The following is a 15,131-nucleotide window of genomic DNA, read 5'->3' as shown; positions in this document are numbered from 1 at the left end:
ACGACACTAGCCCGCCACGACGCAGTCGTGGAGGGCGTGTGGCGGGAGGTTGAGCAAGCCCGCGAGTGAGCTTGCGAAGTCGCGACAGGCGCGTCGAAACCCACCTCCCTGACCGGGTTTCGTGACGGGACTTCGTCCCTCCTCAACCAGCGATGGAGAAGAAGGAGACGTCGTCGCCCGTCACGAGCACCACCTCGCCCGAGGCGAGCGGCACGAGCCGTACGTCCGCGACGGCGCTGCCGTGCTCGACCTCGACCATCCGGTTGCGCATCGAGCCGTCGTCCAGCGAGAGGACCGAGACCCATCCGGTGGTGCCGGTCCAGCCGCGGGTGACGACCGTCAGGGCCACCCGCTGCTCGGGCAGCCAGGTGAACTGGCGCGGGTCGGCGGCGGCGCCCGAATGCGTCCCGGGGGCGTAGCGCACGACGTCGAGCTGGCGCGGGTCGGTCAGGTCGCTGACGTCGAAGAGCGCGGCCTGGGCGCCGCGGACGACGCCGTCGGGCGAGGCGTCCTGGCCCATCCCGATGAGCCGCTGCTCCCCGAGGGGGTGGAGGTACTCCGAGAAGCCGGGGATCTTCAGCTCCCCGAGCAGCACCGGGGCCGACGGCTCCGACAGGTCGACGGCGTACAGCGGGTCGACCTGGCGGAAGGTCACCACGATCGCGAGGTCGTCGAACCAGCGCACCGACTTGATCTCCTCGCCGACGCCGAGGCCGTCGACCCGGCCGTCCTCGACCAGCTCGGACCCGTCCTCGCGCAGCGTCACCACGGAGTTGAAGTCGCCGGTCTCGCTGCTCGGCCCGACCGCGATCCGCAGCGACCCGCCGACGGCGTCCATCGACCACCGGTCGGCGATCGTGCCGGCGACCTCGCCCGACGCGACGTACGTGGCGCTCGCCCCGTCCAGCGCCCAGGCGAACAGCGGCGTCGTGCCGCTCGACGTCGTCGGCCCGCCGCGGCAGTCCATGCACTCGCCCCAGCCCCACCGCGGGCCGGCTGCGGCGAGGTAGAACCGGTCGGTCGAGAAGTAGGAGACGTCCGAGTCGGTCGCCACCGCGGTCGTGGTCCGGGCGGTCGGGTCCGCCGGGTCGAGGGCGAGCACGGTCGTCGTGCCGAGGGCGATCTCCTCGTCGCTCGGGACCGCCACGTCGGCGCAGTCGACCAGCGGCTCGCCTTCAACCGTCGGAAGCCAGTCGGCGAGCGTGGTGTCGCGCACGAGCGACCGGTTGCGCAGACCGGCGCGGAGCTGGCCGAAGGCCCCGTCGGGGAAGGAGAAGTCGAGCTCGGGCAGGCCGTTGTGGAGCACCACGCGCACCACGTCGTCGTGCAGCCTCACGGCCGAGGCCCGCGCGCCGATCGTCGTCGCATCGACCACCGACGGTGCGGTCGGGTCGGAGAGGTCGACCGTGGTGATCGTGGTCGACGTCCCGTCCTGCGCGGTCCCTACGACCACCGCCCGGCCGTCGACCAGGACCAGCTCGCCACCCGGGTCGCCGACCCAGGCCGAGCTGCCGCGCGCGTCGTCGAGCGGGGTGGACGACAGCAGGCGGGGCTCGTCGCCGGCGACGTCGTAGGCCAGCAGCTCGCCGTCGCGCAGTCGCACGAGCAGGCTGCCGGCGACCTTGACGACGTCGGACTCGTCGACGCCGACCTCCTGGACGTTGGTGCCCGACTCGTTGCTCGTCGACCGGGACGTGCGCACGCCCGGCTGGGCGCTCTCCGCCGCCATGGCGTCGCCCGCGCCGGCGTCCGAGCCGCCCTCCGAGCCGAGGCCGAGCTCGACCCACCCACCGCCGCCCCAGCCGTACGGCCCGACGAGGTCCAGCGCGCGGTCGACGTACGAGGCGAGCAGGTCCTCGCAGCTGCCCGCGGCGCCGAGGTCGGCGTTGGCGAGCGCGATCGGCGGCGAGGCGGTCGCCCCCGGTCGGCCCGGCTCGCTGCCGAGCACGTAGCCGACGCCCACGGCGGCGGCGAGGCTGGTGACGATCGTGAGGGTCCGGCGTGCTCGCATGGCGGTGGGACGGGGCGGCCGGTGCCGTGGTTCCGCGTGGCACGATGGCGCGGTGACCGACCCCCGCCCCGGCCGTGACCTCGACCTCGTCCTCTTCGGCGCCACCGGGTTCACCGGCGGCCTCACCGCCGACTACCTCGCCGCGCATGCCCCGACCGGGCTGCGCTGGGCGATCGCCGGCCGCAACGCCGACAAGCTCGAGGCCGTGCGCCGCCGCCTGGCCGATGAGGGGGCGAGCGACGTCGAGGTGCTCGTCGCCGACTCCGCCGACGCCGCCGCCCTCGCCGACGTCGCGCGCCGCACCCGGGTGGTCGCCACCACCATCGGGCCCTACCTCGAGCACGGCGGGCCACTCGTCGGCGCGTGCGCCGAGGCCGGCACCGACTACGTCGACCTCACCGGCGAGCCGGAGTTCGTCGACCGGATGTTCCTCGAGCACCACCAGACAGCGCTGCGCACCGGCGCCCGGCTCGTCCACGCGTGCGGCTTCGACTCGATCCCGCACGACCTCGGCGCGTACTTCACCGTCCGGCAGCTGCCGTCCGACCAGCCGATCACCCTGCGCGGCGTCGTCCGCTCCGGCGGCACCTTCTCCGGTGGCACCTTCCACTCCGCTCTCAACCAGTTCTCCCGGGCCCGCGAGATGCGGAAGACGTACGCCGCCCGCCGCCGCGCCGAGACCCGGCCCGAGGGGCGCTCGTCCCGCTCTGTCGGCGGCAAGCCGCACCGCGATCCCGTCCTCGGCTACTGGCTGCTCCCGCTGCCGACCATCGACGCGATCGTCGTCGCCCGCAGCGGCGCCGCGCTCGAGGCGTACGGACCGAAGTTCCGCTACTCCCACTGGGCCGGGACCAAGACCTTGCGCTACGCCGCGGGTGGTGCCGTCGGGGTGGGCGCCCTGACCGTCGCGTCGCAGGTCAAGCCGCTGCGCGACCTCCTGCTCTCCAAGGTGCCGCAGGGCTCCGGCCCCGACGCGGCCAAGCGCGAGAAGTCGTGGTTCACCGTCGACTTCGTCGGCGAGGCCGGCGGCCGCACCGTCCACACCCGCGTCAGCGGAGGCGACCCGGGCTACACCGAGACCGCGAAGATGCTCTCCGAGGCCGCGCTGTGCCTGGCGCTGGACGACAACCCTGAGGCCGCCGGGCAGGTCACGCCCGTCCAGGCGATGGGCGACGCGCTGCTGGCGCGGCTGCAGGCGGCGGGGATCCGCTTCGAGACCCTCTGAGGGGATGGGCGTGGGGGAGGTCTTCGCCGGGCGCTTCGAGCTCCTCGAGCCGATCGCCGACGGCGGCATGGGGTCGGTGTGGGTCGTGCGCGACCGCCGCGACGACCAGGTGTACGCCGGCAAGGTGCTGCGCCAGTCCGACTCCGCCTCCCTGGTGCGGTTCATGCGCGAGCAGGCCACCCGCATCTCCCACGACCACGTCGTCACCCCGCTGTCGTGGGCGGGTGAGGACGACCGCGTGCTCTTCACGATGCCGCTGGTCCGGGGAGGGTCGGTCGCGACCCTCATCGGGGACCACGGGGCGCTCCCGGCCAGCTGGACCCGCGAGCTGCTGCTGCAGCTGCTCACCGCTCTCGAGGCCGTGCACGCCACCGGCGTGGTGCACCGCGACGTGAAGCCGGCCAACCTGCTGCTGCACGCGACCGGAACCGCGCGCCCGCACCTGCTGCTCACCGACTTCGGGATCTCGGCGCGGCTCGACGACCCGCGGCTGACCCACGCCAGCCAGGTCATCGGCTCGCCGGGCTACATGGCGCCCGAGCAGGCGAGCGGGGCCGACCCTGCCGTCACGCAGGACGTGTACGCCGCGGGGATGGTCGGCCTGGAGATGCTGACCGGCGTCCGTCCGCCTCGCACCCGGGACGCCGTGCCCGCCGTCTTGGCCGCCCAGCCCAGCCTCGAGCCGCTGGCCTCACTGCTGCTCGAGGCGGTCCGAACGGAGTCCACCGCGCGTCCGCCCAGCGCAGCCGCGCTCCGCGAACGGCTCGTCGCGCTCGACCTGTCCGGCACACCCGCCCCGGAGGAGCCGGTCGTCGTGCTCGACCAGCTCGAGGGCGTGGTGTCCGCGCCCACCCGCGTGCGCCCGCGACCGACGGCGGAGGACCGGACGGAGGCCGGCGGGGACACCCCCGTCCCCGATCGGCGTCGGCTGGCCGTGCTGCTGCTGGTCGTGGCGGCGGCCTGCCTGGCGGGCGCCGCGTGGCTGCTCCTGGCCTGACCCTGTTCCGCACCATGAAGGCAGTTCGTGCGTCGCAGGCCGCGCGTCACGCTCGGCCGGGCACCCGCCGGCGGCGAACTGCCTGCATGGTGTCGGAGCGCAACGCTCAGGCTCGGCGACCGCGGAGGAGCCTGACGGCCACGAGCACGCACCCGAGGGCCACCGCGAGCAACCCGCCCGCGGCTGCCAGGGTGGCGGCCGACGTCGACTCGTCCGCCGTGTCGCCGGCGGCCCGCGTCGGCCCGCGCGACTCGCCGGAGGTCTCGGTCGGCTCCGCGGACGGCTCGTCGTTCGGCTCCTCGTCCGGCTCCGCCGTCGTCGGGACGGGCGCCCCCAGCGGTGCGTCGCCACCGGTGACGAGTGACTGCCCCTCCGCGTACTCCGGCACGCCGGCCTCCTCGCCCCGCACCTGCAGGTCGAGGCGGAAGGGCATCTCGTAGGACTCGCCTGAGCTGTCCGCGTCGGCGGCGAAGACCACGTAGTAGTAGCCCGGCAGGCTGCTGCTCAGCGTGCTCGAGCCGACGCGGTTGTTGTAGCGCACCTCGGGGGTCTGGACCCCCATGACGCCGGCGACGGACCTCGCGGCGAAGCCGCCGGGGCTGATCTGCCTGCCGCTCATCACCACCTCGCCGCGCATCGGGCTGTAGACCCGCAGGGAGGCATACGGCCCCAGCATCCCGATCTGCTCCCGCAGCGCCGGGGAGGCCGCAGGCGTGCGCAGCCGCGCGCTCAGCGTCTGGCCGTACGCCACCTCGACGCGGAAGGCCTGCGTCTCGCCCGGCACGATGGTGCCGCGATAGGCGCCGTCCACCAGCGCCGGCGCGGTGGCGAAGGAGTCCCCGCCGGTGACGGGCTCGGGGTCGCCGGTCACCGCGGGCGGCTCGAAGTCGATGTTGTTCCAGTCGTCCGGCTCAGGCAGCGACTCGCCGTCCACCGGCGGCTCCTCGACCACCTGCAGGCTGAACGGGGCCTGCCCGCGCCCCAGGTGGTCCAGCGACCTCGACACCGTGATCAGCAACTCGTCGGAGGCCACGCAGTCCTCGTCGCTCTGTGGCGCGCCCACGGCGATCTCGGCCCCGAGGAGCTCGGCGGAGTTGATGTTCTTGAAGCCGCTGTCGGTGCCGCAGGAGTCACCGAGCGGCGTGCTGGTCGCGACCCGCACGGTGTCCCACTCCTCGGGGTCACCGCCGAGGCTCGCCAGCCCCACTCGCACCGTCGAGCCGGGCATCGTGCGGGTGTAGGAGAACCACCGCTCGGAGGTCTGCGACGTCGTGCCGACGCTGTCGCTCCAGAGCCCGGCGCCGATCGGGGTGGGGGTGGCGGAGTCGCCGCCCGCCAGCGGCGTGCCGTCGAGGTCGAAGGGTCGCAGTGCGCGGTCCGCGGCTGTCTCCAGGCTCTCGACGATGTCGTCAGCGTCCTCGGCGTCGTAGTAGGTGCCGTTGCCCTTCGCCGCCACGCACCGCAGCTGGGCGCGCGCCCTCGCGTCGACGCTGAGACCCACCACGTCGATCTGCAGGTCGATCCCCTGCTGCGCGAGCTCGCCGGCGACCACGCACGGGTCGGGCTCGCAGGTGGCGATCCCGTCGGAGACCAGGACGATGGAGCGGGTGGACTCGCCGCCGATGTCGCGGGCCGCCTTGCGCAGCGCGAAGCCGATGGGGGTCTCGCCGTACGGCTCGTACTGCTCCAGCGCCGCACGCAGGTCCTCGCGGTTGTCGGTGCCCGGCTCGACGACCAGCTGGGAGTCGGTGCAGGCGCCCTTCTGGTCGCGGGAGAACACCGTGGCGCCGTAGACCCGGAGCCCGACGTACGCCTCGTCGGGCAGGCCGTCGACGACGGTCCCCAGCGCCTGGCGGGCGGCTTCGATCTTGGTGCTCCCGCCACCGGCCGGCTCCGCCATGGAGCCGGAGGAATCGAGGACGAGGACCATGCGGGCGTAGTCGGTCTCGGTCCGGCTCTCGGTCTGGCTGTCGGTCTCGCTCTCGGTGCTGGTCTCGCTCGCGGCGGCGGGGCCGACCGCGCCGAGCGTGGTGGCGAGCACGAGCAGGGTCAGGGCGGCCAGGGCGGCGAGCGCCCTCGTGGTGCGGGTGTGGAACGTCGGCATCGGCGTGGTCATGGTGTACCTCCTGCGACGGTCCTACCCAGCGTTAGCAATCGCAAACATAACATGTGCGTGCGTTACGATCCGGTCATGGTGGTGCAGTCCGAGAGCCGTCAGCGGCAGGTCGAGCTCTACGGTGCGGCGATCGGTGACGTGCTCGACCGGGTCACTGGGACCCTCGGCCTGAGCCAGGCCGCCGTGGCGCGCACGATCGGGGTCAGCGCCCCCATGCTCTCCCAGCTCGCGAGCGGCCGACGCACCACCATCGGCAACCCGCTCGCGGTCCAACGGCTCCGCGCGCTGGTCGAGCTCTCCGACGAGGTGGTCTCCGGCCTGGCGCACAGCCAGGTGGCGCCCCGTCTCGAGGAGATCCGCGAGCAGGACTCGACGACGCTGACGGGCTCCACCGCGCGCACGCATGCCGAGCCCACGACGGCCGAGCTGCTCCGGGCCGTGGCGTCCGGACAGGACCTCCTGCGCGCGGCCGACCTGCTCGCCGCCGACCACCCGGCGCTGGCCGAGCTCCTCCGCGTGCACGGCACCGGGTCGGCCGACGAGGTGTGGGCGCACCTCGACAGCCTGGCCCGGGCCGGGGTGACGGCGCCGCGCGGCTGACGAGCGGGGCCATGCGCGACCTGCATCGCACCTTCCATCGGCACGAGCGGCGGCTCCGAGGTGGGCGACGCCGTGCGAGGCGTCGAGGACCTCCTGCCCGACGAGGACTTCGTCTTCCCCGCCACGGTGTCGGGCGCGGGTGCGGAGTGACGCGTGCTGGTGGTTGGGTGGTGCCCCAGGCAAGAGTCGAACTTGCGACCTTTCGCTTAGGAGGCGGCTGCTCTATCCACTGAGCTACTGGGGCGTTGTCGCGTCACCATGGTGCCGCGGCGGGCAGCATCCTGCCACGACGGCGTACGGGGTCGCGCGTCAGTGCGACGGCAGTGACCCGCTGAGCCGCTCGTGGCGCTCGGCGCTCGAGGGGTTGAGCCCGACGATCTGGACGACCTTGCCCTTGCGGGTGTACTTGGTCGTGATCGCGTCGAGCGAGGCGACGGACGAGGCGTCCCACACGTGGGACTGCGAGAGGTCGATGACCACGTGGTCGGGGTCGCCGGCGTAGTCGAACTGCGTGTAGAGGTCGTTGGACGAGGCGAAGAACAGCTCGCCCGTGACGCGGTAGACGGCAGTCGGGACGCCCTGCCGGTCCTCGACCACCTCGCGCTGGACCTCGGTGAGGTGGGCGACGCGGCGGGCGAAGAGCGTCATCGCGACCAGCACGCCGACCCCGACGCCGATGGCCAGGTTGTGGGTGAGGACGGTGACCGCGACCGTGGCGAGCATGACCGTGGTCTCCGACCGCGGCATCCGCCGCAGCGTCGAGGGCTGCACGGAGTGCCAGTCGAAGGTCGCCACCGACACCATCACCATGACCGCGACGAGCGCGGCCATCGGGATGAGCGCGACGACGTCGCCGAAGCCGACGACGAGGGTGAGCAGGAAGACGCCGGCGAGGAAGGTGGAGATCCGGGTGCGGGCGCCGGAGGCCTTCACGTTGATCATCGTCTGGCCGATCATCGCGCAGCCGCCCATCCCGCCGAAGAAGCCGGTGACGACGTTGGCGGCGCCCTGGCCCCATACCTCGCGGGTCTTGTCGGAGCGGGTGTCGGTGATGTCGTCGACGAGCTTGGCCGTGAGCAGGGACTCGAGCAGGCCGACGAGTGCCATCGCCACGGCGTACGGGGCGATGACCTGCAGCGTCTCCAGCGTCCACGGGACGTCGGGCAGGAACAGCTCGGGGAGGCTGTCGGGCAGCTCGCCCTCGTCGCCGACGTCGGGCAGCGACAGTCCGGCCACGAGGGTGAAGGCGGTGAGCGCCACGATGGCGACGAGCGGCGCCGGGATGACGGTGTTGATGCGCGGGAAGCCCACGATGAGCGCGATGCCGACGGCGACCATCGGGTAGACCAGCCACGGCACGTCGACCAGGTGCGGGACCTGCGCGAGGAAGATCAGGATCGCGAGGGCGTTGACGAACCCGACCATGACCTGGCGCGGGATGAACCTCATCAGACGCGCGACGCCGGCCAGGCCGAGGCCGACCTGGAGCACGCCGCCGAGCAGCACGGTGGCGATCAGGTAGTCGTACCCGTGGTCGCGCATGACCGGCGCGATGACGAGGGCGATGGCGCCGGTCGCGGCCGAGATCATCGCCGGGCGGCCGCCGAGGAAGGCGATCGAGACCGCCATCGTGAAGGACGCGAAGAGCCCGACCCGCGGGTCGACCCCGGCGATGATCGAGAACGAGATCGCCTCGGGGATGAGCGCCAGCGCGACGACGAGGCCGGCGAGGACCTCGGTGCGCAGCAGCCGCGGCGAGCGGAGGGCGGCTCGTACGGTGGGCTCGGTGACGGGGGCCATAGGCTCGGCGGTGGCAGGCACGGGGGGGAAACCTACTCTCACGTGAGGGTAGGGTTGAAATCGTGAGGAGGGTGGCGGTCGTGGGCGAGCAGTCCGTCGAGGGGCCCGTCATGCACATCGGCGAGGTCGCGACCCGTACGGAGCTCTCGCTGCGCAGCCTCCGGCACTGGGAGGAGGTCGGCCTGCTCACCCCGTCGGGGCGCACCGACGGCGGCTTCCGGCTCTACACCGAGGCCGACGTCGACAAGATCCTCGTGATCCGCCGGATGAAGCCGCTGGGGTTCAGCCTGGACGAGATGAAGGCCGTGATGGCCGACCTCGAGGTGCTCGACGACCCGGCTGCCGACGACGCTGCCCGGCAGGTCGCCCGCGCGCGCCTCGGTGCGGTGTCGGAGGACGCGGCCGAGCGTCGGCAGCGCCTGGTGCGGCAGCTCGACATGGCCGACGAGTTCATCGGCCTGCTGGCGACGCGACGCGACGGCTGAGGTCGTACGCGGCCGCGCGCCGCGTCCTGCGGAGGGCGGCAAAGTTGCCGAAGTGAAGTAGATTCCGTCCCGGTCAGTTTCTTCCCCACCCGTTCGAAGGTGAGCCCGTGTCCGACGAGTCGCGCCCGGAACCTGCCGTGGGCGCGCCCAAGCGCCGGGGCAAGGTCGCCCGCAAGCACGCCGTCGGTCGCGTGATCCTGATCAGCGCGCTCGTGCTCGCCCTCGTCACGGGGCTCGGCACGATCTACTTCGTCCGCCACCTCGACGGCAACATCGAGGGCATCTCCACCGACGTGCTCACCGACCGGCCCGAAGAGGTCTACACCGGCAACGGCCAGCCGCTCGACATCCTGGTGATGGGCTCCGACTCGCGCGAGTGCGAGGGCTGCGACATCGACGCCGAGGGCGGCGGCGGCTCCGACACCACGATCCTCGTGCACCTGTCCGCGGACCGCAGCCGGGCGTACGCCGTGTCGATCCCGCGCGACTCCATCGTCGACCGTCCCGAGGACGGCTGCGACTCCCCGGCCGCGACCGAGGTGATGTGGAACGAGGCGTACGGCATCGGTGGGCCGGTGTGCACGCTGGCCCAGGTCGAGCAGAACACCGGGATCCGCGTCGAGCACTTCGTCGTCGTCGACTTCGCCAGCTTCGGCTCGATGGTCGACGCGGTCGGCGGCGTGCCGGTGTGCGTGCCCGAGGACATCGTCGACCGGCCGCGGCAGATCTACGTGCCCGCCGGCGACCCGTCGGTGCTCACCGGCGACCAGGCCCTCGACTACGTCCGGGCCCGCTACGTCGGCGAGCTGGAGCAGCAGAACGACATCTCTCGCATCCGGCGTCAGCAGGAGTTCATCGGTGCGCTGGTGCGCAAGGTCCTCTCGGCCGGCACCCTGACCCGGCTCGACAAGGTGGTGCGCTTCCTGGACGCCGCGACCGAGTCGCTGCAGACCGACGAGGAGTTCGCCCGGGTCACGCGGCTGGGCAAGGTCGCGATGCAGCTGCAGGGCATCGGCCTCGACAAGATCAAGTTCGTCACGCTGCCGACCGACTACTACTCGACCGACTCCGAGTTCCGCGGCAAGGTGTTCTGGAGGCCCGAGGCCGACCGGATCTGGGAGCTGATCGCCCAGGACAAGGAGATCCCGGCCCGCCTGCTCAAGGGCACCTCGACCAGCGCCGAGGCACCGCCCAGCTCCACGGCGACACCGCCGCCGGGCAGCGAGACGCCGTCCGAGACCGCCTCGCCCAGCGAGACCCCCAGCGAGACGCCGTCCGAGACGCCCACCGAGACCGCCTCGCCCACCGAGACCCCGACGGAGACGCCGTCGGAGGAGCCGGAGACGACGACGCCGCCCGAGGAGCGCATCTTCGGCGTCTGCGCATGAGCAGGCCGCCCTCCTCCGACACGCCCCCGGCGCCCGGCGAGGGTGCGGAGCCGGAGTGGGAGCGCCGCCGCCGGCTGGCCGCGGTCTTCGGCGACGGCGGGCCCGAGCAGACCTCCGACGACCGCGACGCTCGCGAGGACCGTACGGGCAAGGGCGACGACTGGTATCGCGAGCAGGTCCCGCCGCACCACGGCTGAGCCGGGCGTACGCCGCCAGGGGTCAGACCGCGCCGCCGCGGGCGCGGAGCAGGTCGCGGATCTCCTCGAGCAGCGCGACGTCCGCGGGGGTGCCGGCCTCCTCGGTGGGGAAGAAGCGCTCCTTGGCCTTCGTGTAGGGCAGGACGATGAAGAAGTAGACGACGGCGGCCATGATGAGGAACGAGACGAGCGCATTGAGGAATGCGCCGAAGCTCTGGGGCGCGGTGGAGAAGATCTCCGAGCTGGTGTCCGGCAGCAGGCCGGTGAGCCACTCGGTGAACGTCGTCACGACGGCCGCGAAGGCCAAGGCCATGATCAGGCCGGTCGCGATCTCGATCAGGTTGCCCTTCAGGACGAATGCCTTGAAGCCACTCATGGTCGATCTCCCTCGTGTGGGGCCCCCGAGGAGCCGCGGGTCAGTGAACGCGGCTCATGCTAGTGGCTCCACGACACCGTGAGGAACTGCGTCAGCGCAGCCCCGGCGATGCCGGTCGCCTCCGTGGCGCTCGCGCCGACCACCACCAGTGCTCCGCCCGACCCGCCGGCCGGGCCCTCCGGGACGCCGGTGGGGGTGGCCAGCACCGTGACGTCCCGCGCCACCACCGTGGACGCGCCGGTGCCGGGGTCGGTGGCGAGCAGGTCGACCTCGTCCCCGGCCTTCAGCAGCGCGGCCATGCCGGCGTCGGGCAGCCGTACCGGCACGACCGTCTCCCCGGCGGGCGCGAGCCGCGGGCCGACGAGACGTACGTCGGTCACGACCTCACCGCGGGCGATCGGTGCGGCCAGGACGCGACCGGCCGGTGACGTGGCGGCGGCGTCGGGCGCGAGGTCGGCCGGCCACGCGCGGCCGACGAGGTCGTCCTCGCCGATCAGCGCCCCGGACGGCAGGTCGCGGGCAGCCACGAGGACCTCGACGGTGGGAGGCGCAGGCGGGGCGAGCGTACGCAGCGCGCTGAGCACCGCGAGCGCCGCCAGCGTCGCGGCGATCAGTCGTCGTCGACGCCGCAGCTGGTGGCGTACGGCGCGGAGCCGGCGGCGGGCAGGTGGGAGTCCCGGGAGCATGCGCCGACGCTAGGCCGGACGGGCGGTCGGCCGCTCGGGCTCTCCACAGGGGTCAGTCGGAGGTCGAGGAGGTCGAGCTCGAGGTGGACGCCGAGGACGCCGAGGACGACGAGGTCGAGGCCGCGCCGCTCGAGGACGAGGCGCCCGACGTCGCCGCGGCGGGGGTCGAGGAGGACGAGTCGGACGAGCGGCTGTCGGTGCGGTAGAAGCCCGAGCCCTTGAAGACCACGCCGACGGCGTTGAACAGCTTGCGCAGCCGGCCGTCGCACTCGGGGCAGACGGTCAGCGCGTCCTCGCTGAAGCTCTGGAACTGCTCGAAGGAGTGGCCGCACTCGGTGCAGGCGTACTGGTAGGTGGGCATCGTGGTCCTCGGGTGGCGCTGCGGGCGGGGATCGGCAGGGCCGGCGCGACGCGCTGGCACTCAGGCCCTTCGACTGCCAATGGTACGGCACAATGGCGAAGACATGAGCGAGCCTGCAGCCACCCCCGAGCCCGACACCGCCGCGCCCGGCCGGCGCTCGCGGTGGCAGACCTTCCGACGCGCGCCCCGGGCGGTGCGCTGGGCGGCGTGGACCGCCCTGGGTCTGGTGCTGGTCCTCGTGGTGCTCGCCGCCGCGGTCGTCACGGTCGTACGCCGCCCCCTGCCGCAGACCTCCGGCGAGCTCGAGGTGCCCGGCCTGTCCGCCGCGGTCGAGGTGGTGCGCGACGAGCACGGCATCGCGCAGGTCTATGCCGACACCGACGCCGACCTGATGTTCGCGCAGGGCTTCGTGCACGCCCAGGAGCGGTTCTTCGAGATGGACTTCCGCCGACACGTCACCGCCGGGCGGCTCTCGGAGATCTTCGGTCCCGACACCCTCGAGACCGACCGGTTCATCCGCACGATGGGGTGGCGCCGGGTCGCCGAGCGCGAGTGGGCGCTGCTCGAGCCGGCCACGCGCGACGCGCTGTCGTCGTACGCCGACGGGGTCAACGCCTACCTCGCCGACCGCAGCCCCTCGCAGCTCGCGACCGAGTACAGCGTGCTCGGGCTCACGGGCCTCGACTACACGCCCGAGGAGTGGCAGCCGGTCGACTCGCTGGCCTGGCTCAAGGCGATGGCGTGGGACCTGCGCGGCAACATGGACGCCGAGGTCGACCGGGTGCTGCTGTCCCTGGATCACACCGAGGACGAGATCGCGTCCCTGTGGCCGGAGTACCCCTACGACGAGCACCCGCCGATCGTGGAGGGGGGCGGCGTGGTCGACGGCGTCTTCGAGCAGAACGCCACCGGCAACGCCACCCGCAACCCGCGCCGCCCGGCGTACCCGCGAGGCGTGGTCGACGCGCTCGAGCGCGTGCAGGACCGGCTCGACGCGATGCCGGAGCTCATCGGCAAGGGCCGCGGCATCGGCAGCAACTCCTGGGTCGTCGACGGCGAGCACAGCGCCACCGGCCTGCCGATCCTCGCCAACGACCCGCACCTGGGGATCAGCCAGCCGGGCATCTGGATGCAGATGGGCCTGCACTGCCGCGACGTCACGCCCGACTGCACCCTCGACACCGCCGGCTTCACCTTCTCCGGCGTCCCCGGGGTCATCATCGGGCACAACGCCGACATCGCCTGGGGCTTCACCAACCTCGGCCCGGACGTGACCGACCTGTTCCTCGAGCAGACCGCCGGCGACGACCGCTACGTCCGCGACGGCGAGACCGAGCCGATGCAGGTGCGCACCGAGACCATCGAGGTCCGCGGCGAGGACGACGTCGAGCTGCGGGTGCGCGAGACCGTCCACGGCCCCCTGATCAGCGACGTGTCGGCCGAGTTCGCCTCGGTCGGCGCCAACGCGCCGACCGACGAGCCGGGCGAGCGCGGCACCGGGTACGCCGTGGCGCTGGCGTGGACCGCCCTCGAGCCCGCCCCGACCGCCGACGCGATCCTGGCGCTCAACCGCGCCTCGGACTGGGACTCCTTCCGGGCGGCGGCCGCCGACTTCAGCGTGCCCGCGCAGAACCTGGTGTACGCCGACCGCGAGGGCCACATCGGCTACCAGTCGCCCGGCCGGATCCCGATCCGGCGAGCCGGCAACGACGGCACGCTGCCGGTGGAGGGCTGGATCAGCGCCAACGACTGGACCGGCGACTACATCCCCTTCGACGGCCTGCCGAGCGTCCTGGACCCCGAGGAGGGCTGGATCGCGACGGCCAACCAGGCCGTGGTCGACGAGGACTACCCCTACCTCCTCACCGAGGACTGGGACTACGGCTACCGGTCGACCCGCATCCGTGAGGTGCTCGAGGACGAGGGCGAGCTGTCCGTCGAGGAGATGGCCGAGCTGCAGCTCGACTCGGTGAACCCGATGGCCGAGACCCTCGTGCCCTACCTCCTCGACGTCGAGCGGCTGCCGTCGCCCTACTACCGCAACGCGCAGAACCTGCTGCGCGGGTGGGACTTCACCTCTCCTGCCGACAGCGCTCCCGCGGCGTACTTCAACGCGGTGTGGCGCACGCTGCTGCAGAAGACCTTCCACGACGACCTGCGCCAGCGCACCTGGCCCGACGGCGGCGACAGGTGGTTCCGCGTGGTCGGCCAGATGCTCACCGAGCCCGCCGGCCCGTGGTGGGACGACGCGACGACCGAGGGCACCGTCGAGACCCGCGACGACATCCTGCGCGCGGCGCTCATCGACGCCCGCGACGAGATGACCCGGCGCCAGTCCCGCGACCCGAAGCTGTGGGAGTGGGGCCGACTGCACCGGATGGACCTGCGCCAGGCCACGCTCGGCGAGTCCGGCATCGCGCCGGTCGAGCGGCTCTTCAACCGCACCGGCTGGGAGGTCGGCGGCGGCTCGTCGATCGTCGACGCCACCTCCTGGAACGCGGTCGAGGGCTTCGAGGTGACCGCGGCACCCTCGATGCGGATGGTGGTCTCGCTCGCCGACTGGGACGACTCGCGGTGGATCAACCTCACCGGCGTCTCCGGGCACCCGGCGTCGTCGCACTACTCCGACCAGACCGAGCTCTTCGTCGACGGCGAGACGCTCCCGTGGGCGTACACCCGCGAGGCGGTCGAGGCCGCGGCCGAGGACCGGCTGGTGCTGACGCCCGCGGGCGAGTAGTCCGCCCGTCGGGATCACCGGTCAACCGGCTCTCCTGACACATCTGTGGGTAGGTGAGCGCGCCTGTCGTGGCGGCACGCCGCTCCCTGCCTAGGTTTCTGAGCTGTCGAAGAACAGGAACCGGTGACAGGAGAACGGCGTGCCTGGGGTCA

General features: G+C 72.8%; 13 protein-coding genes and 1 tRNA gene. 7 read left to right on the top strand and 7 right to left on the bottom strand.

From position 1 onward, the window contains the following. Nucleotides 1–142: 142 nt before the first annotated feature. Nucleotides 143–2,011, bottom strand: coding sequence for a beta-propeller domain-containing protein (locus IE200_RS00070; RefSeq protein ID WP_191277329.1), 1,869 nt, complete (start codon nt 2,009–2,011; stop codon nt 143–145). Nucleotides 2,012–2,063: 52 nt separating this feature from the next. Here IE200_RS00070 and IE200_RS00065 point away from each other — a divergent pair, with 52 nt between their 5' ends. Both IE200_RS00065 and IE200_RS00060 read left to right on the top strand, forming a co-directional pair. Then, a complete protein-coding gene (locus IE200_RS00065; protein ID WP_229855921.1) occupies nt 2,064–3,236 on the top strand; it encodes a saccharopine dehydrogenase family protein in 1,173 nt (390 codons plus the stop codon). A 10-nt stretch (nt 3,237–3,246) separates the two neighbouring features. Next, the gene (locus IE200_RS00060; protein WP_191277327.1) at nt 3,247–4,233 is read left to right on the top strand and encodes a serine/threonine-protein kinase; all 987 of its coding nucleotides are present in this window, start codon (nt 3,247–3,249) and stop codon (nt 4,231–4,233) included. A gap of 106 nt (nt 4,234–4,339) precedes the next feature. Here IE200_RS00060 and IE200_RS00055 read toward each other — a convergent pair whose 3' ends face one another. Continuing rightward, nucleotides 4,340–6,349: a vWA domain-containing protein gene (locus IE200_RS00055; RefSeq protein ID WP_191277326.1), complete on the bottom strand. Its 2,010-nt coding sequence runs from the start codon at nt 6,347–6,349 to the stop codon at nt 4,340–4,342. Between the two features lie 75 nt (nt 6,350–6,424). On the opposite strand from IE200_RS00055, the gene IE200_RS00050 reads away from it, so the two are divergent. Beyond that, a complete protein-coding gene (locus tag IE200_RS00050) occupies nt 6,425–6,949 on the top strand; it encodes a DNA-binding protein (protein ID WP_191277325.1) in 525 nt (174 codons plus the stop codon). 168 nt (nt 6,950–7,117) lie between these two features. On the opposite strand, the gene IE200_RS00045 is transcribed toward IE200_RS00050, so the two are convergent. Next, nucleotides 7,118–7,193: transfer RNA gene (locus IE200_RS00045), tRNA-Arg, on the bottom strand. Between the two features lie 65 nt (nt 7,194–7,258). Then, on the bottom strand, nt 7,259–8,770 hold the full coding sequence (locus tag IE200_RS00040) for a SulP family inorganic anion transporter (protein ID WP_229855920.1): 1,512 nt from the start codon (nt 8,768–8,770) through the stop codon (nt 7,259–7,261). A gap of 41 nt (nt 8,771–8,811) precedes the next feature. Here IE200_RS00040 and IE200_RS00035 point away from each other — a divergent pair, with 41 nt between their 5' ends. From IE200_RS00035 to IE200_RS00025, 3 genes are all read left to right on the top strand, one after another. Then, on the top strand, nt 8,812–9,234 hold the full coding sequence (locus IE200_RS00035; protein ID WP_229855919.1) for a MerR family transcriptional regulator: 423 nt from the start codon (nt 8,812–8,814) through the stop codon (nt 9,232–9,234). 107 nt (nt 9,235–9,341) lie between these two features. Beyond that, nucleotides 9,342–10,622, top strand: a complete 1,281-nt coding sequence (locus IE200_RS00030) for an LCP family protein (RefSeq protein WP_191277324.1) — start codon at nt 9,342–9,344, stop codon at nt 10,620–10,622. After that, nucleotides 10,619–10,819, top strand: coding sequence for a hypothetical protein (locus IE200_RS00025; protein WP_191277323.1), 201 nt, complete (start codon nt 10,619–10,621; stop codon nt 10,817–10,819). Before IE200_RS00030 ends, IE200_RS00025 begins: the two co-directional genes overlap by 4 nt. A 22-nt stretch (nt 10,820–10,841) precedes the next feature. Here the strand turns inward: IE200_RS00025 and IE200_RS00020 are convergent, their stop codons facing one another. The 3 genes from IE200_RS00020 to IE200_RS00010 are packed head-to-tail and all read right to left on the bottom strand — an operon-like array spanning nt 10,842 to nt 12,242. Then, complete coding sequence (locus tag IE200_RS00020) at nt 10,842–11,195, bottom strand: MscL family protein (RefSeq protein WP_191277322.1); 354 nt, start codon at nt 11,193–11,195, stop codon at nt 10,842–10,844. 59 nt (nt 11,196–11,254) lie between these two features. After that, entirely contained in the window at nt 11,255–11,881 is a 627-nt protein-coding gene (locus IE200_RS00015; protein WP_191277321.1) for an SAF domain-containing protein, read from the bottom strand. Between the two features lie 52 nt (nt 11,882–11,933). After that, a complete protein-coding gene (locus IE200_RS00010) occupies nt 11,934–12,242 on the bottom strand; it encodes an FmdB family zinc ribbon protein (protein WP_191277320.1) in 309 nt (102 codons plus the stop codon). Between the two features lie 103 nt (nt 12,243–12,345). Between IE200_RS00010 and IE200_RS00005 the strand changes: the two genes are divergently transcribed. Beyond that, nucleotides 12,346–14,979, top strand: coding sequence for a penicillin acylase family protein (locus IE200_RS00005; RefSeq protein ID WP_191277319.1), 2,634 nt, complete (start codon nt 12,346–12,348; stop codon nt 14,977–14,979). The last annotated feature ends 152 nt before the right edge of the window (nt 14,980–15,131 follow it).

The organism is Nocardioides flavus (ex Wang et al. 2016) (genome assembly GCF_014653115.1).
In the GTDB taxonomy this organism is placed as follows: domain Bacteria; phylum Actinomycetota; class Actinomycetes; order Propionibacteriales; family Nocardioidaceae; genus Nocardioides; species Nocardioides flavus.
Note: the sequence above shows the minus strand (reverse complement) of the source record. Positions and strands in the feature narration are given on the sequence as shown.